The following is a 22,495-nucleotide window of genomic DNA, read 5'->3' as shown; positions in this document are numbered from 1 at the left end:
CTTGCGCGCGTCGTCGTCGTGGGTCGAGCGGCGTCGCTCCGGGATGCCGACAATGCGATGCAAGTCAAGAAAAATAAGTGATCAATAAATGATCAAACTTATCGCGAGCGTTACGCCGCAACGGATTGCGCCCGCTCCGCGGAGACTGTCCGCAGGCTTGTCCACAGGCTGTGTGGACAAACGTCATCGCCTGGTCAAAAAAGCGACAAACAAGCGCCATGCCTTGCCAGGCCTGGGCGCGACGGGCTTGTCCACAGACTTGCCCCAGTGCTTCTCCACAGCTTCTGTGGAGCGCGCCGTCGCCGCGCGAATCGGGTCGCGGATTGGCCGCGGATCGGGCAGGGCAGCCGAGCCGCCGCTTCCTCGATGCCCGCGCCTGTGCGAGGCTGCCGGCTCGCTCCACCGCCGTGCCGCCGTCCCGCATGAACGCTTCCGCCGATCCCCGCCCGCTCGCCATCGCCTTGATGGGCCCGACCGCGTCGGGCAAGACCGCGCTTGCCCTGGAGTGGGCGCAGCGCCTCGGCGGCGAGATCGTCAGCGTCGATTCGGCCCTGGTCTATCGCGGCCTCGACATCGGCGCGGCCAAGCCGAGCGCCGCCGAACAGGCCAGCGTGCCGCATCACCTGGTCGACCTGCGCGAGCCCTGGCAGCCGTATTCGGCCGCCGAGTTCGCGGTCGACGCCCGCCGCGCGCTCGACGACATCGCCGGCCGCGGGCGCCTGCCGATCCTCGCCGGCGGCACCGGCCTGTACTTCCACGCCTTGCTGCACGGCCTGTCGGCCATGCCCGAGGCCGACCCGGCCACCCGCACGCAACTCGCCGCCGAAGCCGAAACGCTGGGCTGGGCGGCCCTGCACGCGCAACTGGCGCAGATCGACCCCGAGGCCGCGGCGCGCATCCACGCCACCGACGCCCAGCGCATCCAGCGCGCGCTGGAAGTGTTCCGCCTGTCCGGGCGCAGCATGAGCGACTGGCGCCGCGACTCGCTGGCCGTGCCGCGGCTGCCGTATCGGGTGCTCAAGCTGGTGTTGGCGCCGGCCGACCGCGCCGTGTTGCATGCCCGCATCGAGCGCCGCTTCGAGCAGATGCTCGCCCAGGGCTTTCTCGATGAAGTCCGCGGTCTGCGCGCGCTGCCGGCGCTGCAGGCGCATCCGCGGCCGCAGGATCTGCCGGCGATCCGCGCGGTCGGTTACCGCCAGGCCTGGGAGCATCTCGACGGCGAATACGGCGCCCGGGAGTTCCGCGATCGCGGCGTCTACGCCACCCGCCAGCTCGCCAAGCGCCAGTTGACCTGGTTGCGCGGCGAGCTTGACGCGCGTTGGTTCGATCCTTTGCGCGATGCGGCCGAACTGGAGCGCGCCCTGGCCCTGTTTACCGGCGTCGGCCCGCCGTAGGCACATCCCGGGCTTAGAATGGGCGCGCAAACCCGGCACCGGGTCGCAATGTTTGCTTTCACTTGCGTTAACATCGGCCGGTCGCCCTGTGGGGACAACAGCCGGCGATACGGCCGTGCTCCGCACCACACGGGTGCCGGGCGTGCCGTCCTAATAACTAGAACATGCTGGGGAATTAGAAGATGTCTAAGGGGCAATCCCTACAGGATCCTTTCCTGAATGCGCTGCGTCGCGAACGCGTACCGGTCTCGGTCTACCTGGTCAACGGCATCAAGCTGCAGGGCACGATCGAATCCTTCGACCAATTCGTGGTGCTGTTGCGCAATACCGTGAGTCAGATGGTCTACAAGCACGCCATTTCCACCGTCGTTCCCGCGCGTAATGTCCGCGTCGGTCCCGGCGGCGGCTATGTGCAGTCCGCCGATGGCAGCGACAATGGCGACGGCGGCGACGAAACTGAGTAATCCGATGACGATGGCGGCGCTCGCGCCGACGGTGCGGACCTGTGTTTGAACGTTCGCGCAAGGGTGAGCACGCGCTGTTGATCCAGCCTCATGCCGGCGGCCCGCCGGATGAGGACCTGCTGGAAGAGTTCGCCGATCTGGCCCGGTCGGCGGGCGCGAGCGTGGCCGCGGTCCTGACCGCGCGCATCGATCGCCCGAACGCGGCGACCCTGATCGGCAGCGGCAAGCTCGACGAGGTCAAGGCCGCGGCCGAGGCCAGCGGCGCCGACCTGATCCTGGTCAATCACCCCTTGTCGCCGGGCCAGGAGCGCAATCTCGAGCGTTTCCTCGAACGGCGCGTGGTCGACCGCACCGGCCTGATCCTCGACATCTTCTCGCAGCGCGCGAAGAGCTCGGAAGGCAAGCTGCAGGTCGAACTGGCCCAGCTCAAGCACATGGCGACCCGCCTGGTGCGCGGTTGGACCCACCTGGAACGCCAGCGCGGCGGCTCGATCGGCCTGCGCGGCCCCGGCGAAACCCAGCTCGAAACCGACCGGCGCCTGTTGCAGAAGCGCCTGGAGCAGCTGCAGCGTCGCCTTGACAAGGTCGAAGTGCAGCGCACCCAGATGCGTCGCGCGCGACTGCGCAGCGAATTGCCGCGGGTGGCCCTGGTCGGCTACACCAACGCCGGCAAATCCACCCTGTTCAACGCGATGACCGGTGCCGAGGCCTACGCCGCCGACCAGTTGTTCGCGACCCTCGACCCGACCGTGCGCCGGATCGAGCTCTCCGGCGGCGCCGCGGTGCTGGCCGACACGGTCGGTTTCGTCCGCGACCTGCCGCACGGACTGGTCGCCGCCTTCCGGGCGACCCTGTCGGAAGCGCGCGAGGCCGATCTGCTGCTGCACGTGATCGACGCCGCCGACCCGCTGCGCGACGAGCGCATCGCCCAGGTCGACGCGGTCCTGAACGAAATCGGCGCCGGCGACCTGCCGCAGGTGCTGGTGTTCAACAAGATCGACCGCCTCGACGGGGTCGAGCCACGCATCGACCGCCCCGGCGAAGACAGCAGCCGGGTCTGGGTGTCGGCCCGCGACAGCCGGGGCCTGGACCTGCTGCGCAGCGCGCTGGGCGAGGCCCTGCAGCTGCGTCACGTGGCCGGCAGCGTGCGGATCGCGCCGCAGGACGCGCGCCTGCGCGCACGCCTGCACGAGCTCGGCGCGGTGCGTTCGGAGCAGGCCGACGAGCACGGCTGGCTGGTCGAGGTCGACCTGGCCGTGGCCGACGCCCAGCGCCTGTTCGCCCAGGCCAACGGCGAAGCATTGCGCCCCTTGCTTGAGGCCGTTCAGGCCCCCACCTAGAATCGACGGGTTCGTGCGCGGGTGACTGCGTGCGGACTCCCGCGGCGCAACCGGCGCTGTGGACCGGTCGCGGCGCAAGCCGTGGCCGGTGCAGCGAGCTGGACAGGACGTCCCGCCCGGCGCCCACACCTTTAGGAGCAGGCATGGCCTGGAACACCCCTGGCAGTGACAATTCCGGCGACAACCCGCGTCCGCCGCGACAACGCAAACCGCAAGGTCGCGGTCTCGATGCTGTGATCGAGCCCTTGCGCGGCTTGTTCGGCAACGGAGGCGGCGGGATCCTGCGCTGGGTCGCGCTGCTGATCGGCCTGTGGCTGGTGTTCAACTGCTTCGTGCTCGTGACCGAGCAGGAGCGTGGCGTGGTCCTGCGCTTCGGCGTGTTCTCGCGCGTCCTCCAGCCCGGCCCGCACTTCAAGGCGCCGTGGCCGATCGAGCGCGTGACCAAGCTCAACGCGACCCAGAGCCAGGCCTACACCGAGACCATCCCGGTGCTGACCCGCGACGGCAACATGGTCAACGTCGAGATCAACGCCCAGTACCGGATCGAATCGCCGCGCCTGTTCCTGTTCGGCTCGCGCAAGCCCGACGACGTGCTCAAACAGGCCGCGCAGAGCGCGGTGCGCGAGCAGATCGGCCGTTCCGATCTCGACACCGTGCTCGGTGCGCGCAGCCTGCTGACCGCGCAGGTGCGCCAGCGCCTGCAGGCCTCGCTCAAGGACTACGAGACCGGCCTGATCCTGACCGAGCTCAACCTGCCCAACGCGCGCCCGCCGGACGACGTCAAGGACGCGTTCGACGAAGCCCAGCGCGCCAACGCCGACAAGACCACCTCGATCAACCAGGCCCAGGCCTACGCCAAGCAGATCGTCCCGGAAGCGCGAGGCGAGGCCCAGCGCGTGCGCACCACGGCCGAGGGCTACAAGACCTCGACCATCGCCCGCGCCCAGGGCGACGCGACCCGCTTCTCGCTGCTGGTCGACCAGTACAAGAGCGCGCCCGACGTCACCCGCAAGCGCCTGTGGCTCGACACCGTGCAGGAAGTGCTGAGCCAGAACCGCAAGATCGTCGGCGGCGATTCGCGCCAGGTGCTGTACGTGCCGATGGACCGCGGCGTGCCGACCACGCCGGGCCCGGTCAGCGTGCCGCTGGTGACCCAGCCGGAAATGCTGAGCCCGGTCACCGCGACCGAATCGCAGTCCACCGTGCCCTATATCGGCCGCCCCGCGCGTCCGAAGTCCCGCGATGAGGTGATCCGATGAGAGTTCCCGCCCTGATTGCCGCGGGCATCGCGCTGCTGCTCGCCTTGTTGGGTTCGGTGTTCGTGGTCAGCGAAGGCCACAGCGCGATCGTGTTCCGCCTCGGCACCGTGGTACGCGAAGACATCGGCCCCGGCCTGCGCTTCAAGTGGCCGCTGGTCGAAACCGCGCGCGTGTTCGATCGCCGCCTGCAGATTCTCGAATCGCCGCCGGAGCGTTACCTGACCGCCGACAAGCTCGACGTCAGCGTCGATTTCTTCGCCCTCGGCCAGATCGACGACATGCGCCGCTTCTTCCAGGCCACCGGCGGCGACGAGACGGTCGCGGTCGAGCGCCTGGCGCCGATCATCCGCGATTCGCTGCGCAACGAGATCAACTCGCTGAACCTGCTCGACGTGGTCAAGGGCGATCGCGAAGCGGTGATCGGCAAGCAGCTCGAAACGATCAACAAGGGCGCCGCGACCCTGGGTATCCGCATCAAGGACATCCGCATCAAGCGCATCGACCTGCCGCAGGACAGCAACGTGTTGGCCTCGGTCTACAACCAGATGCGTTCGCAGCGCCTGCAGGTCGCCAGCCAGCTGCGCGCCGAAGGCGTGGAACAGTCGCAGGCGATCCGCGCCACCGCCGACCGCGACAAGACCGTGATCCTGGCCGAAGCCGAACGCGACGCCCAGCGGCTGCGCGGCGAAGGCGATGCCGAAGCCACCCGCATGTACGGCGAGGCCGCCAGCAAGGACCCGGCGTTCTTCACTTTCCAGCGCAGCCTGGAGAGCTACCGCAAGTCCTTCGCCGACGGCCAGAGCGTGATCGTGCTCGACCGCGACGACCCGTTCCTGCAATACCTCAAGTCCGACCGCTGATCGCGCATGGTCGGTGAGTTGATCCGGGCGCTGTGCTTGGTCGCAGTGCTCGAAGGCCTGTTCCTGTTCGTCGCCCCGAACGGCTGGAAACGCGCAGCCGAACAACTGCAGGCCTTGCCCGACCGCCACCTGCGCATCGTGGGCGGCATCGTGGTGGCGATCGGGGTGGTTTCGCTGTGGGTGGTGCGGGGCGGGTGAGGGTTTGTTGCGGCCGTATCCGCGGTGAGCACGGCCTGTGTCGCGCGAGCCCAGTTACTCGCTAACCGGCATCAAGCCCGCTATCTTCGCCCGCCGTGCGGACACGGTGCGGTTGCGCACACTCGCAGGCCGCTGCCGTGGTCGACGCCAACATGGCGATAACGAAGACGATCATCTTGCGCATCGGTGGGGTCTACTCGGTGGGTGCAGCGAACGGCGTGGGGGACGGGTAAGTCGTCAACTGACCTTGCCGCCCGCCGCGCCGACACGCTCAAGAATGTACGCCTGAGCGTCGGACGGTATGTCGGCCAGAGGCAACGTGACGAACTGGGCCTTCGAGAACAGCAATAGCCAGCAGCTTTCGAACTTCCATATCTCGGCGACCGCCGTCCACGGCAAAGTGGCCGAACCGGAGTCGGCGCAGAGGCTGAAAGCGGTCTGGGAAAGCTCGAACTTGGCCTGCGGGTTGCGCATCGCCCTGAACTTGCGCAACGAGTTGCGGTAATGGAAGAGATAAAGCGTCACGACGAAGCACAGGCCCAAGGCGAATGTGGTCGCCATCAGGCCGGTCAGCCAGGAGCCGTTTCTTTGCGCCAGCAATACGCCGAGAGCGACACCATTGAGCGCCATCGCGATCAGGAAGCGCAGCCCGACGACCCGCCACCAGAACCCGAGCACGGCCCGGCGCAGCAGCGGTTCGCTATAGGTGAGGGTCAAAAGATGCATGGGCGCTCGAAGCGGGAGGATCGCGATGCGTGCATGGTTTGCGCCAGCCTGGCAGAGACGATGATGCCAACGCGCCGCGCCCGAGTCACTGTCGTGTGGCGGTGCCATCGCGATAGTGAGCGCCCGGCGCCCAATACTCCTCGAGTGCGACGATGGCCTCGTCTTTCCAGGCCGAAGCTTCCTCGAAGGCGAGGGCGTCCAGCACCGCGACGACCGCTTGCGCTTGCGCCTGGGACAGCGAGGCGAAGCGGGGCGGGTCGCGGTCGGGCGGACGCAACGAGCTCAATAGTGCGTCGATCGCCATCGAATCCGGGTGCTCCAGTTTGAGCAAGGCGTGGCGCAGGAGCGCGGGCAGATAGTAACGCCACGAGATCGGGTCGAGATGCGCGACGCCCCAATGATGGGTTTCCAGGTACTTGGCGACGGGGCGGTCCAGGTGCGCATCGAACGGCGGCGGCGCATCGTAGCTGTCGAGGGCATTGCCGGCGCGCAGCGACATCGTCGGCATGGCGATGCCGTCCTGAAACGCACGGTCGACGATGTCCCGAATGCTGTCCATAACGCAGGTTCATGAGTCGGCGCTGAAGTGGGCCGACAAGGGATGGAGGTGGCCCATGCCAGCTAATCGTCGCCGACATCTGCAGCAGGGATACGCAACGACAACCGTCGAGTGGCGCAGCTTGCACGACACAGTATGCCGACGGAGCAGCAACCCGCTCATCACCTCATCCCAGAATGCTTCGGGCGAACGCAGGCTCCCGTTGAAATCCATGACCGGTTCCTCAGCGCCGGAACCTCCCGGAAGAACCGGCGCTTCGGCAGACGGCCTGATTTGGGCGAGCCGTGAGTCGGCACCGGCACCGGATGGAGATCTCTGCGTGTCTGAATGCGTTTGCCTCTCAGGTTTGACCGGTCTGCCGGATGGACTGCGTTGTACCAGCAAAGTGCCCAGAGTAATCAATGGGTTATTGACATGGATGCGGCCCTCGGCGACTCCCTCACCCTGTCCGAGATGGGCCGTCGCGGTCTGCGCTTCGGCAAGGCCTCCAGGATAGGCACGGTCCCCTTCGAAACCTGCCGCGGCCAGGACGGCGATTTCGCGGAATCCCCGGCCAAGGTCATCCGCAATATGCGGATCTGGCCCGATGCCGAGGCTTCGATCAGTCACGAATGGTTGCGTCGCCGGTATGGCGATGTCGAATTGCAGGTCGCAGTCGGCCACAGGTTGAATCGAGTCTACGAAAAAATGCCGCTGCGGCAGGCGTTGGACGTCATGCGCACACCGGCGACACCACAGGCGCAGAGCCTGTATCTCAGGCAGGTACCGGTGCCTGGACCTCTGCCGGAAATCGAAAAAATGTTGCGGGTTCCGGAAATATGCCCGAAAGACCGTGCCGTCCTCGCGCATCTCTGGGTGGGTCCGGAAGGCAGCGTGCAGCCGTTCCATAAGGATAACCATCACCCTCTGGCGCCCATCGAAGGTCTGCTGGTGCAGGTCGAGGGCGAGAAGGAGGTGTTGCTGGTCTCCGCGGAGTACGACCATCTGATGGCGCAGCGATCGGGCTCGACGGCGGACTACCACTTCAGTCGGCTCGATCTGTTCGGCGAGGCCTGCGAAGCGAACCGGAACATCGAACAGATCGAAGTCGCCTACGCGACGATCGGCAGCGAAGAAGCGGTGCTGATTCCGTCCAACACCTGGCATCACGTGCGGTCGATGTCGCTGAGCGTGTCGGTCAGCTTCTGGTGGCACAAGCAATACGTTTCCGACGTCGTGTTCCGTCTGTTGAACTCCGAACTGGAACGCCCTTATCGGCCCTATGGGGCGACGGAGTACGAGCCCATTACCCCGGCGCAGGTGAAGGCCTACGGCGGTCTGCCGGCGGTCCGGAGCACTGTTGCCGGCATGTCGGCGAGCGCACGCAAAAGACTGATCGCACTGCTGCCCAAGGAAATTTCGAAGGACCTTGCCTGAGGCTCCAATTCCGGAGCCTGAGCGAGCTTGGTAACCAAGGAGGTTGCTCATGAAAGACAAAGAACGCATGCCCCCCATCAGTTTCGATCTGAGCCCGGACCAGGCCAAGGCCTTGGCGACCTTGGCGGGCGGCCGTGGGGTAAGGCTGGCCGGCATCGTCACCGGCGACAAAGTCGTGATCGATTTCATCGCCCTCAACAACGGTGTGGTCAAGATCAGCGAGACGCCCTTCGACGTGCCGGGCATGGCGCCCTTCATCGCCTGCAACGGACCGATGCCGGACGTCGTGGGATGAAGGTCCTGCACGAGCTGCTGGACCGCGAACTGCACGATTCCGGAGGTGTTGGCGCTTACCCGTCGTATTGCCAGCACCTCCGGGCGGCGTTCGAAGACGATCCGCCGCCGTACTCGCAGGCCTGGTACGGCGATGCGTTTCGAAACCTGTCCTCGAATCCGTTCTGGCTGATCCAGTGCCTGATCTCGAATGCCGCCAAAGAGGCGTCCGGGGCGCTGGAACTTTGGCAGTTGGCCGGTGGGGTGGCGGACGACAGGATACGTTCGCTGCTCAAGCAGCACGCGGTGGACGAATCCGGCCACAGCGTCATGTACATCTCCCTGGTGGACACGATCTTTCCCGATGCGGTCAGCAAGGAGCAGCGCCGCGAGTTGCTGGCCGTTTCCCCGAGGCTGAAGCTCGACGACGAGGTTCCCGCGAGCGAACCCCTCGAAACCGACTTCATCATCGATCAAGTCGTGCAGATCAACCTGGGCGAATTCAGGACCCGGCTTCATCAACTGTTGATGGAACCGGTGATACGCGCCATCTGCTCAAAGGAACGGTCCAGGAAGATGGATGCGATCCTGCGCATCCTCGCACGCGAGGAGCGCAATCACCTGCGTTACACGACGGGCCTGCTCAACGATTGGTGCGAAAGCGGCCACTCGAACTACGTCGGCGACCTGGTTCGCAGGCGCTCGTCCTTCTTCAATCGACTGACCATGGCCGAGGTCGGCGAACAGCGGTTCGCGGTGAGTTGAAAGACCCCACCGAATGGACAGTATCGCGCCGGCACCGACCTGGGACGGGTTCGTCGACAGCCTGCAGCGACAGCGCGGAATGCCCTATACGCCGGCCTTGCAGACGGCGCTTACGCGCTGCCCCCGTCACCGCTTCGTCAAGCGCTTCAAGGTCCGAGGCGGCGACTGGCTGGAAAACCACGGCGAATGGAGCCGCGAAGCGGCAGCCCTGATTTTTTCCGACAGGGCGCTGGCGTTGGTCGAGACCGACGACGGGATTTTCTCCTCCGCCCAATCGACGCCGTCCTTCATCCTCGACCTGCTGGAGAGGCTGCAGATCGCACCGAACGACAGGGTGCTCGAGATCGGCTCGGCCAGCGGATGGTTGTTGGCCTTGATGTCTTGTCTCGCGCCCTCTTCGAGTTTGATCGCCGGCACGGAGATCATCCCGTCGCTGGTCGAGAGCAGCAATGCGGCCTTATTCGAGGCGGGGTTTGGCGATACGAAAGTCTACCAATGCGGCGGCCTGCCGGACGCGTTGAGCGAGGCTGAGTTCGACGTCATCGTGTCGACCTCGGCCAGCGCGGTGCCGCAATGGCTTGCCGGCCGCTGGGCCGAGGGCGGGCGCTGCGCCCTGGCGATGGCGATTCCCGGAGGCGGAGACTATACGGCGATCTTCGTGCGAGAGCGTTCGATCGGCCGCGCTATTTTCGGTCGCTACACCTTGTCCGTGCCGGGTGTGGATTCGATTTCGGCGCCCGTGCTGCGCAAGCGGATCTCCAAGGACGAATTGCTCGCCGCCGCGAAGCACCATCCCTTGGGCGAACTGCTTGCGACGGCGCGCGAAAACCAGTTGTCGAGTTATTTTCTGCGCTTGCGGCATTATTTGTCGGTATCGGCGCCGGATTTCTGTCTGTTCGATATTCATCACCCGGGCTCCGGCAGCTCCGTGTCGTTCGGCATTCACGACGAGCGCGACGCCAGCTTCGCATTGCTGACCGGCCAGGGGGTCTATGGCGGCGGAGGGCTGGGCGCCTGTTCGCGCCTGCTGGCGGCGATGGATCGTTGGGAGCAAGCGATGCGGCGGGGCGCCAGCTTGCTGCCCAAACTAGAACTGATGTCGGATGGCCTTGGCAGCGGAGCGTTGTCTTCGCGTGTCGTATGGGAATTGAGCGCCTAGGCGCTGAGATAGATTCGTGCATCGCCGGGCACCTGCGAAGTCGCGCGGAACGACAACAGCGAGAGGCTCAACCCGTGTATGGCCCCTTGACCTCGCCCCAGCCCCAGCGTGGCATCGGTGCCTGCGGGTCGACCGTCACGCCGGGTTGCGAATTGATCACTGCCAGGCGCGAACCCCATTCCAGATAGCCGACCAGCGCCGAGCGGAACTCCGGGTCGTCGGGCATGCCGAGCTCGTCCGCCGTTTCCAACAGCAGGCCCACCCAACGCCGCCGTTTCTCCTGGCTCAGATGGCGGTTGAGATGCTGCTGGACCATATGCGGATGACCGCCGTGCTGCTTGCTGTAATCGTCCGGCCCACCGAGCACCTCGGCGAGAAAGGTCGCGACATGGCCCGGATGATCCGCGCCCATGTGCTCGAACACCGGCCCGAGCAACGCGTCGGCCTTGACGTGCTCGTAGAAACGATCGGTCAGCCGGTTCAGCGCATCGATGCCGCCGAGCCAGTCGTACAGGGAAGGGATGTGTTGTTCGGACATGACGTCGTCTGGATTCGGTGAGGTGGCTGGGCCACGTGGGACTACAGGCTCAATGAGACTGCTGCATGGAGCTTATCGTCGCCATGGCGTGATGCGGCCGGTAACCAGTTCAACGAAATACCAAATGACACATCCCAACAAGCCTGTTGCGCAAATTCCTGTCAGAACGAAGGCTGCGCCGATTCCGAGTCGCCACGCCGCCAACATACTGATTGCGGCGATCGCCATGCTGATCATCGCCCCGAGCCAGAATAGAAAGCAGAAGATCTGTGCGCGCGGATAGTGGCCGGGAATCTTGTCGAGAATTTTAAGCATGTCTTTCGTCCGCCCGTTTTTTCATGCTGGCGCGATGCGTATGAACCATCGTGATCGGTGCCGCCGGAGTAGGGACGGGCCACTTTCTACAATCTGCGATCATCAAGCCGCCAGTTGTTGCTGTAGACGACATTCGTCATGCGCACAGTCCGGTTCGTCGACGCCATGCGCGCAGTGCCGATGATCGCAATGCGCGCGCGGCGTCCGTGGCGAATCAGCGAGCGGCGCCCTGCTCGGCTTCCCAAACGAAGCTGTCGCCCTGGGGCTTGATGTGTCCCAGCCCCGGGAAGGGGAAATGCACGGCGTAGACGCGCAGTTTGCCGTCGACGGCGCGTTGCAGGAGCGCGCGCCGGCTGGTCTGGGCCAACGGTGCGTTCATGTCGTACTGCACCGTCCATTCCGGGCGCTGCACCGAGATCACATAGTGATGCGCGGTATCGCCGAGGTAGAGCAGACGTTCGTCGCCCGATGCGATTTCGTAAGCGCTGTGTCCCGGCGTGTGTCCGTCGACGGCCACGGCGGTGACCACGCCGGGAACGATCGACGCCCCGGGCTGGAAGGTCGCGACTTTCGGCGTGATCGCGGCGACCAGCGCGGCGGCATCGCGGTCGCCCTTCAGGGATTTCCATTCGGGAGCCGAGAGGTGGATGGCCGCGTTGGGGAAGGCCAGCGCGCCTTCGCGCGTCAGCAGGCCGCCCACGTGATCCTGGTGCTGGTGCGAGAGGAAGATGTCGGTGACCTGCGAGGGCTCGACGCCGGCCGCGCGCAGCGAGGCCGGCAAGCGCCCGGCGTGCGCGAACGAGGCATCCGCCGCGCCGGTGTCGAACAGCAAGATGCGCGCGCCGCTGCGGACCAGCAAGGGCTGGATGCTGAGGTGCAGCGTGTCGGTCGGCGCACCTGCGGCGGTCAGCAGCGCGTTCACCTGATCGAGCGGCTGGCCGATGGCGAAGGTCTTGCCGTCGTTGACGGTCTCGATGTCGCCGTCTTTCAAGGCCGCGGCGTCGAGCGTGCCGATGCGGAAGCGCAGTACGTCGGGGTGGGTCGCTTGCTGCGGTGCCGAGGGCGTGGCCGGGGCCGGAGCCGGGGCGGACGCGTCGGTTGCGGCAGGCTTGGGCTCCGAACATCCGGAGAGCATCGTGCCGGCCAGGAAGGCGGCGGCCAAGGCAGAACGGTAGGTGCGAGTCATCAAGATGTTCTCGAGAAGGGCGATGGTGTTTGGCGATGACCGGCATCGCAGCTCGAAGAGCTTATACACGGGTATGTCGGCCAACAGGCGATGCTCACCATCGGTCAGAGGCGCGCGCTTGTCGACACGAGGCATCAAACGGTGCGTGCCATGGAACGGAGCCGTCCGGAGACCCGCTTGGACCGCAGCGGGCCATGACGGCATTGCGAGACAGACGAGGAGCTGGCGAGAAACCGGTCGGAAACATGGCCGCCCAATGGCTACGTCCTGCGGCTGACGCAATCAAGATCCGGAACCGGCCATCGCGACCAGCCGCAAATGCTTCGTTTCGCGACTCACCCAATCTCTCCCCTCCACGACGCGCATCAAACCCGCCCGGAGACCCGCATCACTGTTGCTCGCGGTTCGCCGGTCGCGTTGCGAATCCTTCCCGCGCTGTCCCGGTTTCGACCCGGTTTCGACCTGTCGCGGCGGTAGGTATGCGTCTAGAACCGGGGGGCGGCGAACAGGCGCGGTCGTCAGGCAGGGGATGCCGCCGGACCGCAGGCCACGCCGTTTCCGTCGATGCAGATGGCGTCGGGCCGTCCAAGTCCGGCAGGCCCGGTGCTTCGCAGCGACGCACATCCATGCATCTGCTTATGGAGTAGCGTCATGAAGGAATCGTCCCAACTGCGGCGGACCGCGCTCGCGCTCGCGCTGTTGTCGCTGAGCGGGTCGGCGCTGGCCGCCACTTGTCCGGCTTATAACCCGTCCAACAAAGCCAACAAGCTTTACCTCGTCTATCCGACTGCGCCGCTGGCGTTTCCGTCGTTCGGTTTCTCCGCGGCCTCGGCCACCAATCCGGCGGCGCCGTTCACCGCCGTCGATCTGCCCAGCTACACCGGCACCACGGTCGCGCTGCGCGATGCGGTCAGCCATGTGGTCGAGCTCGACTACTGCGAGTTCAACGTACAGGTGATTCCGGGCTCGGCGCTGCCGCCGGCGACGTTCGCCCGCCGCAACGTGGTGGCGGTGACGACCAAGGCGAACATGACCGACGGTCTGTTCGGCCTCGCCCAGGCTGTCGACACCAACGACCCGACCGCGGTCGACTATTCCTATGTCTGGGGCGGCACCTACCAAGGTTGGACCGGCGGTCCCGGCGGCGCCTTGAACGGCGCCAACTCCACGCTCGACCGCTGGGCCAATTCGATCGGCGGCACCACCGCGCACGAAGCCGGCCACAACTACGGCCTGGCCCACAACACCATCGTCGGTACCGGCGAAGACACCTACAAACATCACGTGATGCCGGCCGGCGGCAGCCTGACCGCCGAAGACCGCGCCGGCTATCGCCGGCATTTCAGCGATCACGAATTCTCGGTGCTGGCCGCCAACGTCGGCCTGTCGCTGCAGACGATGTGGAACTGGGACCTGGTCAATCCGAACGCCGCGCCGGCGCATAGCCTGGACCTGCGCGTGCTGTATCCGTCGGCCACGCCGCCGGTGATCGACTGGGCGTATGCGGGCTGCAACAGCCCGTGGATCAACCCGACCGTGATCGGTCCGATCGGGCCGTCGGAGATCTTCCAGGGCGGCACCTACTATCCCTACACGGTCAAATGGAGCACGCCGAATCCGGGCTGGGGCACCGGCGGCTGCGTCGGTCTGCCGGGACCGCCGGGGCAGGCGCCGGGCGGGGTCAAGTTCCACATCGGCGCTTCGTTCGCCGGGGTGAACTTCGGCCTGTCGACGCTCAACCCGATCGTGATCAAGGACATCGCCCTGCGCGACGTGGCGAGCAACCCGATGGCATTGAACCCGCGTCTGCATGCTTTCGATGCCGGCACGCTCGACACCATCGGCAACCTCAACCTCGGGGTGTTCAACCTCGCCGCCGCGCCGCTGGTGGTGCGCGACCTGCAGATGATGGAATTGCCGCGCGTGCTGGCGCTGGACCAGATGGTCGTCAACGGCCGCATCGCCGACTTCCTCGGCGTGCCGTTCGAGCCCTGGCCGAACACCACTCGCTCCCTGGTGCGCGAAGCCAGCCTGTCGCAGGGCAAGGGCCTGAGTGTGCCGATCGCCAAGGTCGGCCAGGCCCGTCACGTCTATGAGGTCATCACCGCCGACGATTGCAAGAAGAGCCAGGCCGACCGCTTCACCGCCGGTCCCGACACGGCCGACTGCCGTCCGGGCACCAACATCGACCTGTTCCCGTCGACCACGGTGTATTTCACCGCCAACAGCGTCGACCCCAACGCGACCTATTGGGACCCGGAGAAGCGCGCCTACGTCCGCGGCGCATTGAGTACGCGGACCTACTACCAGCTCAGCGGTCGCCGTCTGGACAAGGACCGCAACGGCATCGACGACTACGTCGACGCGCGCCAGCGCGACGCCCAGAGCAAGTGATGGCCTGAGCAAGTAATGGCCTGAGCGGTTGAAGTCGCCGGGCGCGTCGGACCGCCCGGCGGCCTGCGGGCCCGGTGCAAGGCCGGGCCCGCGTTTTGATCTGCGTGGGAGGCCCAGGGAGGCGGGCCCGGGCCGGCCGGGGCGAAGGGACAGAGGCGGGCGGGTCGGTTCCGATCCATGAACGAATCGCGTCAATTTGCCCCGACCGCCCAATCCGGACCGATTTGGGGTGGCCTTGGCCTATCGAAACCCGGATAATGCACAAAAGCCGGCCGGGGACATCCCCGCCGGCTTTTTTCCGTTCATGGCCCTGTGGCGCGGCATCGGCTGCGACTGGGTCGGGGCGGTCGCCTCGCGGCCAATGCCGCTTTCACAGCAAGCGCAGGAGTTACAAGGTCATGGGTCAGTCAGTCGTCGTTCTCGGTGCCCAATGGGGCGATGAAGGCAAGGGCAAAATCGTCGACCTGCTGACCGAGCAGATCGGCGCCGTCGTGCGGTTTCAAGGCGGTCACAACGCCGGCCACACCCTCGTCATCGGCGGCAAGAAGACCGTCCTTCATCTGATTCCGTCGGGCATCCTGCGCGACGACGCGCTCTGCCTGATCGGCAACGGCGTGGTGCTGAGCCCGGCCGCGCTGCGCAAGGAGATCGGCGAGCTCGAGGAAACCGGCGTGGAAGTGCGTTCGCGCCTCAAGATCAGCCCGGCCACGCCGCTGATCATGCCGTACCACATCGCCCTGGATCAGGCCCGCGAGAAGGCCGCCGGCGGCAAGGCCATCGGCACCACCGGCCGCGGCATCGGCCCGGCCTACGAAGACAAGGTGGCGCGCCGCGGCATCCGCGTCGCCGACCTGCATTACCCGACCCAGCTCGCCGAGCAGCTGCGCACCGCGCTCGACTATCACAACTTCGTCCTGACCAATTACCTGGGCGTCGACGCGGTCGACTACCAGCAGACCCTGGACGAGGCGCTGGCCTTCGGCGAATACGTCGAGCCGATGAAGTCCGACGTCGCCGGCATCCTTCACGACTTGCGCAAGCAGGGCAAGCGCGTGCTGTTCGAAGGCGCGCAGGGTTCGCTGCTCGACATCGACCACGGCACCTATCCCTACGTCACCTCGTCCAACACCACCGTCGGCGGCGCGCTCGCCGGCACCGGCGTCGGTGCGGACTCGATCGACTACGTGCTCGGCATCGCCAAGGCCTACGCGACCCGCGTCGGCGGCGGCCCGTTCCCGACCGAACTCGACGACGAAGTCGGCCAGGGCATCCGCGACCGCGGCCAGGAATACGGCGCCACCACCGGCCGGCCGCGCCGCTGCGGCTGGATCGACATCGTCGCGCTGAAGCGTGCGGTGGCGATCAACGGCATCACCGGCCTGTGCATCACCAAGCTCGACGTGCTCGACGGCATGAAGACGCTGAAGATCTGCATCGCCTACGAATACCGCGGCAAGCGCACCGAATACGCGCCGCTCGACGCTGCCGGCTGGGACGAGTGCACGCCGGTGTACCTGGAGTTCCCGGGTTGGGAAGAGAACACCCACGGCATCACCGAGTGGGACAAGCTGCCGGCCGCGGCCCGCGCTTACCTGCGTGCGCTGGAAGAGCTGGCCGGTTGCCAGCTGGCCATCGTCTCGACCGGTCCGGACCGCGCCCACACCATGGTGCTGCGCGATCCCTGGGCGTAAGCCCCGTCGATCGGCATCCAATGCGATGAACGAAGAGGCCCCGCGAAAGCGGGGCTTTTTCGTGGGCGTTCGGACGGCGCGAAGCGTCGCCCGGTCCCGTTTCGATTGGTGCCTGATACGACGCGCAGCGTCGATTAAAATGCGTCACTGCGGAATGATGGGATTGGCTAAGGTAAGCCATCCCTACGCAAAGGCCTTAGGCCATGTCCACGAATACGCTGCAAGCACCGTCGAACCTCCCGTCCGAGCCGCAGCGCCCCAAGCGGGTGCTGATCGTCTATGCCCACCCCGAGCCGGCCTCGTTGAGCGGTTCGCTCAAGGACACGATGCGGGCGCATCTGCTCGCGAGCGGGCACGAGGTGCAGGTCACCGACCTGTATGCGCAAGGCTGGAAGGCCATCGTGGACGCCGAGGACTTTCCCGAACACGACCCGCGCGAACGCCTCGGGGTGGTGAACAGTTCCAAGCGCGCGTACGCGTCGAATGCGCTGACCGAAGACGTGCTGCGCGAGCAGGAAAAACTGCGCTGGGCCGATGCGCTGATCCTGCAGTTTCCGCTGTGGTGGTTCACCATGCCGGCGATCCTCAAGGGCTGGATCGACCGCGTCTACGCTTTCGGTTTCGCCTATGGCGTCGGCGAGCATTCCGACACGCGCTGGGGCGACCGATACGGCGAAGGCCAGTTCGCCGGCAAGCGCGCGATGCTGTCGGTCACCGCCGGCGGTTGGGCCGACCACTACGGCCCGCGCGGCATCAACGGCGACATCGACGACCTGCTGTTTCCGATCAACCACGGTGTGCTGTATTACCCCAGCTTCGAGGTGCTGCCGCCGTTCGTGGTCTATCGCAGCGACGGCCTCAATGCCGAACGTTACGCCATCGCCGAAGCCGAACTGCGCAAGCGCTTGGATGGCTTGTGGACGCAGGCGCCGATTCCGTACCGCAAGCAGAACGCGGGCGATTACGAGGTGCCGTCGATGACGCTCAAGCCCGGGCTCGAATCCGCGGGTGCGCGCGGCTTCGGTCTGCATCTGGATCATCGCCGCGTCGTCGCCGACTGAGCGAGCTGACGCGATGGTTGGGCGCAACAGGCGCGGCGCACTTGGCCGCGCCGCGTCGCGGGGGCCGTTTCCCTCGTGGTCGGCACAGGAGACGGCCATGGCCACGCATTCGCACCTGTTCATCAAGAAACTGCTGGTGACGGCCGCAGCGACCTGCGGCCTGCTGCTCGCCGCCGGACCGGCGCGCGCGGTCGAATGCGGGATGAGCCGCGCTTTCCTGCAGCCCGACGGCAATGCCCCCGGCGGCCAGACTGCGGTCTGGTCCGACCCGCAGGGTTCGGCGCTGTTGTTCGTCGAAGGGCTCAACGTCAACACCGACGGCACCCGCCGTTCCTACAGCGTCGAGGATTTCTGGGGCGAGACCCGCGCGCTCAACAATCTGTGCAATGCGATGAGCGACGCCTGCGCCGGTCTGTCCAGCGCCGGATTGAAGGCGCGGCGCATCGCCACGCAACAGGCCGCCGCCGCCGGGTGGCCGGCCGATCAGTTGCGACGCACCAAGATCGCGCCGGCGATCATTCCGTTCCGCGACGGCAAGCCTTGCCCGGCGGTGGACGGTTTCCTGGTTTCGGCGACCGCGCTGCGCAAGCCGAGCGGCGGCGATGCCTGCGACATCGAGACCTATGTCGATGCCTTGGCCACGCCGGCGCTGGTGATTCCGAAGAGCCCGTCGCCGTTTTCCAGCCGGGCCAAGGTCGGCGACCTCGCGGTAGCGATGAATCCGGGCGGCGACCAGCCGGTGTTCGTGGTGGTGGGCGACAGCGGCCCTTCGCGCGAACTCGGCGAAGCCTCGATCGCGCTCAACGGCCGACTGCTCGGCCGTAGGGCTTTGCCGGTCAACTATCGCGAGGTGCGCGGCCGCGGCGAGTTCAGCGGCCGCGGCTGGACCGTGCCGCGGGCAATCGTGCTGATCTTTCCCGGCACCCGCGACACCGCCAACCCCTTCATGACGCCGCAACGCATCGACGAGGCGGCGCAGGGCCGGTTCGAGCAATGGGGTGGCGTCGCGCGCCTGCAGGCCTGCGCCGAGGCCTATTCACGCTGAGCCGTTTCGCGTTGACCCAGGGGTTGCTTCGGCCCGATCCGTCGCGACGGCCTTCAGGTCTTGTCACGCGGGCGGCATGCCGCGGCGCCAGGATCGTCCTGTGCGAGCGACCCCGCCCGGTTTTGTGACAACGGTCCGTCTCGGCTGCGGGCTCTCCCGGTTCTTGCTAGGCTGCCCGAGCCACGGTACGACACCGTATGTCGCAAGACGCTACGGTAGGGGATACGTTCCGCGCGCGTCGTTCGACGTCCCGCCACGCAGCGGGCTTATGGGGTAGGCAGTGCTCAGGAGGAGTGCAAGATGGCAGTAGTCGATATTCATGAGGTGTTCGCCGATCCGGCCGTGGCCGAGTTGGCCGAGGCGGTCGCCGCGGGCGACAGCGCGGACATCCGGCGTTTGGCCGCGGGCGTGGACCTGCGGACGCATGGCGACAAGAACGTCACCCTGCTCGAATGGGCGGTGCTCAATCAAAGCCTCGACGGCCTGAAGGCCTTGCTCGACGCCGGCGCCGATCCGGCCGAGCCGGGCATCGACGGCGGCACCGTCGTGCACATGGCGGCGATGGCCAACGATCCGGCCTATCTCGAGGTCCTGCTCGCGCACGGCGCGGCGCCGGATACGTTGCATGGCGACAACGGTTCGGCCCCGCTCAGCGCGGCCTTGATGGGCGAGCGCTCGGCGCAGTTCCATCGCTTGCTCGAAGCCGGCGCCAACCCGAATCACGCCGACCGGCTGGGCAATACCGCCTTGCACGTGGCCGGCAAGATCAACCAGCCCAATCGCGCGCTGGAATTGCTCAAGGCCGGCGCCGACGCCGACGCGCGCAATCGCCAGAACGTCACCTTCCAACGCTATCTGTTCATGACCCCGCCGAGCCTGCTGAACGCGCAGACCCGCCAGGATCGTGAAGCGCTGGTGGCGTGGTTGCGCGAGCACGGCGTTGCGGTGGAAAGCGGCGGCTGAGCGCTGCCGCAGCGCGTGGCGCGCCGGTCAGGGGAGTGATCGCCGCCGCGCCGCCCGTCCGTACTTCAGGGGTTTCAAGGGTTTCAGAGATTTCAGGGAGATCGAATCATGAGCGAGCAGTCCCCGCGTCCCGCCAGCGGCGGTGAACCGTCGTTTGCCGAGCAAGTCCGAGGCCAGGACGCCAAGCCGATCGACAAGACCTTGGCGCGGTTGATGGCCGACCTGTACGACGAAGGTCCCGGCACCGACGGCTTCAAGCCTCTGAATGCCGAGCAATTGCGCGACGCCGGCATCGACCCGTCGACGCTGAAGAGCGAAGACAGCGGTTTCCTCGCGCGCATCTACGGCGACGACAAGGGCCATTACGTCATCGCCTATTCCGGCACCGACGAAGGCAAGGACTGGCTGACCAATCTGCGTCAGGGCGTAGGTCTCGAGGACGCTCAGTACAACCAGGCGATCGCGCTGGCGCGCGAAGCGCGCGTCGCGTTCGGCGACCAGGTCGTCATCACCGGCCACTCGCTCGGCGGCGGCCTGGCCGGCGCCGCATCGATCAGCAGCGGCATCCCGGCGGTGACCTTCAATTCGTCCGGCGTGCACGACAAGACCCTCGAACGCATCGGCATCGATGCCGACCGCGCCAAGGAAGAAGTCGCGAACAACGGCCAGGTCCGGCGTTACGCGGTCAAGAACGAAATCCTGACCGACCTGCAGGAGCACAGCATTCCCTTGAAGTGGGCGATGCCGGACGCGGTCGGCCACAAGATCGAATTGCCCGATCCCGACCCGCAATCGTTCTGGCGGCGGATGATCCCGGGCAACGGCATCAAGCACGGCATCGACATGCACTACATCGATGCGGTGATCAAGGCGCAGGAAATGGCTTCGCCGAGCCTGTATCCGCAAGGCACCGCCGCGGTCGCGCCGCTGCATTCCGGCCGTGATGAGCACTCGGCGACGTCGCCGGCCAATCCGGATCACCCGAATCACGCCTTGTACGGCCAGGCCTTGCGCGGCCTGCAAGGCCTCGACAGCCGCGCCCTGGATTTCCACGGCGAGCAGGGCTATCGCAACGCCGCAACCCATGCCGCATCCGATGCGCGCGCGCACGGCATGGACCGGATCGATCACGTGGTGCCGAGCAACAACGGCGCCGGTTTCTTCGTGGTCCAGGGCGGGCTGGACGATCCGGGCAACCGACGCGTGTTTCTCGATCAATCGCGCGCCTTGTCGCAACCGGCCGAGCAGCCGGCCGTGGCCCAGGTTGCGCAGACCGAAGCGCCGATGCAGCAGACCGAGGCGCGCCGCGCCGTGATGAGCTGAGCCTCAGCCTTCATCGGTTACGGCGAACGGCGGCTCAGGGCCGCCGTTGGCTTATCCGCGCTACGCGCCGATCAGGCCTTCCACGCACCGGCCGGCTGCTTCACCGCGACGTTGAGCCGGTTCCACACGTTGATGTTGGCGATCGCCACGACCAGAGCGGCCAGCGCGGCTTCGTCGTAGTGTCGCGCGGCCTCGTTCCAGACCTCGTCCGAGACCGCATCGGGACGGTCGCTGATGCGGGTCAACGCCTCGCTCAGCGCCAGCGCGGCGCGCTCGGCCTCGTTGAAATACGGCGCCTCGCGCCAGGCCGACACCGCGAACAAACGCTCGTCGCTCTCGCCGGCCTTCTTGCCCTCGCGCGCATGCATGTCGACACAGGCGCCGCAGCCGTTGATCTGGCTGGCGCGCAGTTCGACCAGAGTCAGGGTCTCAGCCGGGACGCCCTTGTGCTCGATCGAGGCTTTCAGCGCCCATAGCGCCTTCATCGTGTCCGGGAGGATCAGGGCGGGGTTGTTCATTCGTGCCTGGGTCTGCATGGTCGTCGGTCCTCGTTTGATGGTGAGTGTTGCATCGTCATTGGTCTGACGAACCACGGGTGCGGGGCGTGACATGGGCGGCGTCTTTTTTTGCAGGTTCGGGACGCTTGGAGACCGCGTCGCCGACGTCGTTGTTCGAAGCCGTGAACAATCGGAGTAGGAGCGGCGCAAGTCGCGACCGCGAGGGCCCCAATCTCGCGCCGCTTCTGGCTGGAGCCAGGGTAGGAGCGGCGCAAGCCGCGACCGCGGGACTCCCAGAGGCGACAAGGCTGACGTCACTCATCGGCGCGGCGTGCTTTCGCCGGGGTAGGAGCGGCGCGAGCCGCGACCGCGCTGTGACGGTCTTGCGGCGTATGGTTCAAGAAAGATCAGGATCACGATCGGGATCAAAATCAGGATCAAACCCAAAGCTTCCGCCGCTTTAGTGGCGGAAGCTTTTGGCGTTTGATCTTGTTTCTTAAGAAGCCTCAATCAAGAGCAAAGCTTCCGTCCGCTGACGCGGCCGGGTTACTTTCTTTTGCTGGCCCAAAAGTCCCACAGGGAGTTCCTTCGGTCAAAGCTAACCAAAGAAAAGGCCTTCCTTGCAAGGGCAAAGCCCGCGCGATCGATGCATACGCAGGGATGCTCCAGACAGGCCATCCATGGCCTGCTTGCGCACGGCCCGCATCCCTGCGGGCCGCCCTACGGGTCTTCAATTAACCGACAATGCGGCAGAGCAGAGCAGCCAAGCAGATCGAAATCACGGCGACGGCACGCCGCTTCAATAATGTTGCCGTTGCCTTGCGTCGCCGCGGACTAGTGAAGGCAATCGAAGACCCGGAGGGCGGCGCGCAGGGATGCGCGCCTTTTTTCATCGGGACAAGGATGTCCCGTATGAAAAATCACCGCGTCGGCATCGCTCGCGCGGGCCTGTGATTCAAAACAAAGCAACTTCTTTGGTTAGGCGGAGTCAACATCCAAGTGCATCACCCCACCGCAAGCACGTCCTCAATAGAGAAGTTCACCGGCCGCCTGTAAAGCTTCTCCAGAA

The 22,495-nt window shown here is 66.1% G+C and carries 22 protein-coding genes; 16 read left to right on the top strand and 6 right to left on the bottom strand.

Annotated elements, in window-relative coordinates:
* Positions 1-422: 422 nt before the first annotated feature.
* From miaA to ACTOWK_RS10380, 6 genes are all read left to right on the top strand, one after another.
* Positions 423-1,394 carry a tRNA (adenosine(37)-N6)-dimethylallyltransferase MiaA gene (miaA, locus tag ACTOWK_RS10405; RefSeq protein WP_441330101.1) on the top strand — a complete coding sequence of 324 codons (972 nt, stop codon included), beginning with the start codon at positions 423-425 and terminating at the stop codon, positions 1,392-1,394.
* 182 nt (positions 1,395-1,576) lie between these two features.
* Positions 1,577-1,858, top strand: a complete 282-nt coding sequence (hfq, locus tag ACTOWK_RS10400; RefSeq protein WP_031374342.1) for an RNA chaperone Hfq — start codon at positions 1,577-1,579, stop codon at positions 1,856-1,858.
* 41 nt (positions 1,859-1,899) lie between these two features.
* On the top strand, positions 1,900-3,198 hold the full coding sequence (hflX, locus tag ACTOWK_RS10395; RefSeq protein WP_441330100.1) for a ribosome rescue GTPase HflX: 1,299 nt from the start codon (positions 1,900-1,902) through the stop codon (positions 3,196-3,198).
* A 143-nt stretch (positions 3,199-3,341) separates the two neighbouring features.
* Positions 3,342-4,457: an FtsH protease activity modulator HflK gene (gene hflK / locus ACTOWK_RS10390; RefSeq protein WP_441330099.1), complete on the top strand. Its 1,116-nt coding sequence runs from the start codon at positions 3,342-3,344 to the stop codon at positions 4,455-4,457.
* A complete protein-coding gene (gene hflC, locus ACTOWK_RS10385; protein ID WP_441330098.1) occupies positions 4,454-5,317 on the top strand; it encodes a protease modulator HflC in 864 nt (287 codons plus the stop codon). The genes hflK and hflC overlap by 4 nt, the downstream gene beginning before the upstream one ends.
* Before the next feature lie 6 nt (positions 5,318-5,323).
* On the top strand, positions 5,324-5,515 hold the full coding sequence (locus ACTOWK_RS10380) for a DUF2065 domain-containing protein (protein WP_441330097.1): 192 nt from the start codon (positions 5,324-5,326) through the stop codon (positions 5,513-5,515).
* Between the two features lie 237 nt (positions 5,516-5,752).
* Here the strand turns inward: ACTOWK_RS10380 and ACTOWK_RS10375 are convergent, their stop codons facing one another.
* Together ACTOWK_RS10375 and ACTOWK_RS10370 are read right to left on the bottom strand one after the other, a co-directional pair.
* Positions 5,753-6,241: a YcxB family protein gene (locus ACTOWK_RS10375; RefSeq protein WP_441330096.1), complete on the bottom strand. Its 489-nt coding sequence runs from the start codon at positions 6,239-6,241 to the stop codon at positions 5,753-5,755.
* Between the two features lie 85 nt (positions 6,242-6,326).
* Entirely contained in the window at positions 6,327-6,800 is a 474-nt protein-coding gene (locus tag ACTOWK_RS10370) for a DUF6714 family protein (RefSeq protein WP_441330095.1), read from the bottom strand.
* Between the two features lie 372 nt (positions 6,801-7,172).
* Here ACTOWK_RS10370 and ACTOWK_RS10365 point away from each other — a divergent pair, with 372 nt between their 5' ends.
* The 4 genes from ACTOWK_RS10365 to ACTOWK_RS10350 are packed head-to-tail and all read left to right on the top strand — an operon-like array spanning position 7,173 to position 10,413.
* Positions 7,173-8,216 (top strand): cupin-like domain-containing protein, encoded by a 1,044-nt coding sequence (locus tag ACTOWK_RS10365; protein ID WP_441330094.1) that lies wholly within the window; start codon positions 7,173-7,175, stop codon positions 8,214-8,216.
* A gap of 49 nt (positions 8,217-8,265) precedes the next feature.
* The gene (locus ACTOWK_RS10360; RefSeq protein ID WP_441330093.1) at positions 8,266-8,511 is read left to right on the top strand and encodes a hypothetical protein; all 246 of its coding nucleotides are present in this window, start codon (positions 8,266-8,268) and stop codon (positions 8,509-8,511) included.
* Positions 8,508-9,254: a hypothetical protein gene (locus ACTOWK_RS10355; RefSeq protein ID WP_441330092.1), complete on the top strand. Its 747-nt coding sequence runs from the start codon at positions 8,508-8,510 to the stop codon at positions 9,252-9,254. Before ACTOWK_RS10360 ends, ACTOWK_RS10355 begins: the two co-directional genes overlap by 4 nt.
* A 13-nt stretch (positions 9,255-9,267) precedes the next feature.
* Positions 9,268-10,413 carry a protein-L-isoaspartate O-methyltransferase family protein gene (locus tag ACTOWK_RS10350; protein ID WP_441330091.1) on the top strand — a complete coding sequence of 382 codons (1,146 nt, stop codon included), beginning with the start codon at positions 9,268-9,270 and terminating at the stop codon, positions 10,411-10,413.
* Between the two features lie 67 nt (positions 10,414-10,480).
* Here ACTOWK_RS10350 and ACTOWK_RS10345 read toward each other — a convergent pair whose 3' ends face one another.
* The 3 genes from ACTOWK_RS10345 to ACTOWK_RS10335 form a co-directional block, all read right to left on the bottom strand.
* Positions 10,481-10,951 (bottom strand): group II truncated hemoglobin, encoded by a 471-nt coding sequence (locus tag ACTOWK_RS10345; protein ID WP_441330090.1) that lies wholly within the window; start codon positions 10,949-10,951, stop codon positions 10,481-10,483.
* 72 nt (positions 10,952-11,023) lie between these two features.
* On the bottom strand, positions 11,024-11,266 hold the full coding sequence (locus ACTOWK_RS10340; RefSeq protein WP_441330089.1) for a hypothetical protein: 243 nt from the start codon (positions 11,264-11,266) through the stop codon (positions 11,024-11,026).
* Between the two features lie 214 nt (positions 11,267-11,480).
* On the bottom strand, positions 11,481-12,452 hold the full coding sequence (locus tag ACTOWK_RS10335) for an MBL fold metallo-hydrolase (protein WP_441330088.1): 972 nt from the start codon (positions 12,450-12,452) through the stop codon (positions 11,481-11,483).
* Between the two features lie 651 nt (positions 12,453-13,103).
* On the opposite strand from ACTOWK_RS10335, the gene ACTOWK_RS10330 reads away from it, so the two are divergent.
* From ACTOWK_RS10330 to ACTOWK_RS10305, 6 genes are all read left to right on the top strand, one after another.
* The gene (locus ACTOWK_RS10330) at positions 13,104-14,846 is read left to right on the top strand and encodes a hypothetical protein (RefSeq protein ID WP_441330087.1); all 1,743 of its coding nucleotides are present in this window, start codon (positions 13,104-13,106) and stop codon (positions 14,844-14,846) included.
* Between the two features lie 398 nt (positions 14,847-15,244).
* Positions 15,245-16,537, top strand: coding sequence for an adenylosuccinate synthase (locus tag ACTOWK_RS10325; RefSeq protein ID WP_441330086.1), 1,293 nt, complete (start codon positions 15,245-15,247; stop codon positions 16,535-16,537).
* A gap of 203 nt (positions 16,538-16,740) precedes the next feature.
* Positions 16,741-17,598, top strand: a complete 858-nt coding sequence (locus ACTOWK_RS10320; RefSeq protein WP_441330085.1) for an NAD(P)H-dependent oxidoreductase — start codon at positions 16,741-16,743, stop codon at positions 17,596-17,598.
* A gap of 97 nt (positions 17,599-17,695) precedes the next feature.
* A complete protein-coding gene (locus tag ACTOWK_RS10315) occupies positions 17,696-18,643 on the top strand; it encodes a hypothetical protein (RefSeq protein WP_441330084.1) in 948 nt (315 codons plus the stop codon).
* Between the two features lie 300 nt (positions 18,644-18,943).
* Positions 18,944-19,606, top strand: a complete 663-nt coding sequence (locus ACTOWK_RS10310; protein ID WP_441330083.1) for an ankyrin repeat domain-containing protein — start codon at positions 18,944-18,946, stop codon at positions 19,604-19,606.
* Between the two features lie 108 nt (positions 19,607-19,714).
* Positions 19,715-20,929: an XVIPCD domain-containing protein gene (locus tag ACTOWK_RS10305; RefSeq protein WP_441330082.1), complete on the top strand. Its 1,215-nt coding sequence runs from the start codon at positions 19,715-19,717 to the stop codon at positions 20,927-20,929.
* A gap of 71 nt (positions 20,930-21,000) precedes the next feature.
* On the opposite strand, the gene ACTOWK_RS10300 is transcribed toward ACTOWK_RS10305, so the two are convergent.
* Positions 21,001-21,447, bottom strand: coding sequence for a carboxymuconolactone decarboxylase family protein (locus ACTOWK_RS10300; RefSeq protein ID WP_441330081.1), 447 nt, complete (start codon positions 21,445-21,447; stop codon positions 21,001-21,003).
* Positions 21,448-22,495: the final 1,048 nt, after the last annotated feature.

This window comes from Lysobacter sp. CA196 (assembly GCF_052078695.1).
GTDB lineage: Bacteria > Pseudomonadota > Gammaproteobacteria > Xanthomonadales > Xanthomonadaceae > Lysobacter.
This window is presented reverse-complemented; position numbering and strand designations above follow the sequence as displayed.

Coding starts and splice junctions, on each gene's coding strand:
- ACTOWK_RS10300 (WP_441330081.1), bottom strand. CDS start 21,447: ATGAACAACCCCGCCCTGATCCTCCCGGACACGATGAAGGCGCTATGG.
- ACTOWK_RS10340 (WP_441330089.1), bottom strand. CDS start 11,266: ATGCTTAAAATTCTCGACAAGATTCCCGGCCACTATCCGCGCGCACAG.
- ACTOWK_RS10335 (WP_441330088.1), bottom strand. CDS start 12,452: ATGACTCGCACCTACCGTTCTGCCTTGGCCGCCGCCTTCCTGGCCGGC.
- ACTOWK_RS10375 (WP_441330096.1), bottom strand. CDS start 6,241: ATGCATCTTTTGACCCTCACCTATAGCGAACCGCTGCTGCGCCGGGCC.
- ACTOWK_RS10310 (WP_441330083.1), top strand. CDS start 18,944: ATGGCAGTAGTCGATATTCATGAGGTGTTCGCCGATCCGGCCGTGGCC.
- miaA (WP_441330101.1), top strand. CDS start 423: ATGAACGCTTCCGCCGATCCCCGCCCGCTCGCCATCGCCTTGATGGGC.
- ACTOWK_RS10325 (WP_441330086.1), top strand. CDS start 15,245: ATGGGTCAGTCAGTCGTCGTTCTCGGTGCCCAATGGGGCGATGAAGGC.
- ACTOWK_RS10330 (WP_441330087.1), top strand. CDS start 13,104: ATGAAGGAATCGTCCCAACTGCGGCGGACCGCGCTCGCGCTCGCGCTG.
- hflC (WP_441330098.1), top strand. CDS start 4,454: ATGAGAGTTCCCGCCCTGATTGCCGCGGGCATCGCGCTGCTGCTCGCC.
- ACTOWK_RS10345 (WP_441330090.1), bottom strand. CDS start 10,951: ATGTCCGAACAACACATCCCTTCCCTGTACGACTGGCTCGGCGGCATC.
- ACTOWK_RS10305 (WP_441330082.1), top strand. CDS start 19,715: ATGAGCGAGCAGTCCCCGCGTCCCGCCAGCGGCGGTGAACCGTCGTTT.
- ACTOWK_RS10370 (WP_441330095.1), bottom strand. CDS start 6,800: ATGGACAGCATTCGGGACATCGTCGACCGTGCGTTTCAGGACGGCATC.
- ACTOWK_RS10320 (WP_441330085.1), top strand. CDS start 16,741: ATGTCCACGAATACGCTGCAAGCACCGTCGAACCTCCCGTCCGAGCCG.
- ACTOWK_RS10355 (WP_441330092.1), top strand. CDS start 8,508: ATGAAGGTCCTGCACGAGCTGCTGGACCGCGAACTGCACGATTCCGGA.
- ACTOWK_RS10380 (WP_441330097.1), top strand. CDS start 5,324: ATGGTCGGTGAGTTGATCCGGGCGCTGTGCTTGGTCGCAGTGCTCGAA.
- ACTOWK_RS10360 (WP_441330093.1), top strand. CDS start 8,266: ATGAAAGACAAAGAACGCATGCCCCCCATCAGTTTCGATCTGAGCCCG.
- ACTOWK_RS10350 (WP_441330091.1), top strand. CDS start 9,268: ATGGACAGTATCGCGCCGGCACCGACCTGGGACGGGTTCGTCGACAGC.
- hfq (WP_031374342.1), top strand. CDS start 1,577: ATGTCTAAGGGGCAATCCCTACAGGATCCTTTCCTGAATGCGCTGCGT.
- ACTOWK_RS10315 (WP_441330084.1), top strand. CDS start 17,696: ATGGCCACGCATTCGCACCTGTTCATCAAGAAACTGCTGGTGACGGCC.
- hflK (WP_441330099.1), top strand. CDS start 3,342: ATGGCCTGGAACACCCCTGGCAGTGACAATTCCGGCGACAACCCGCGT.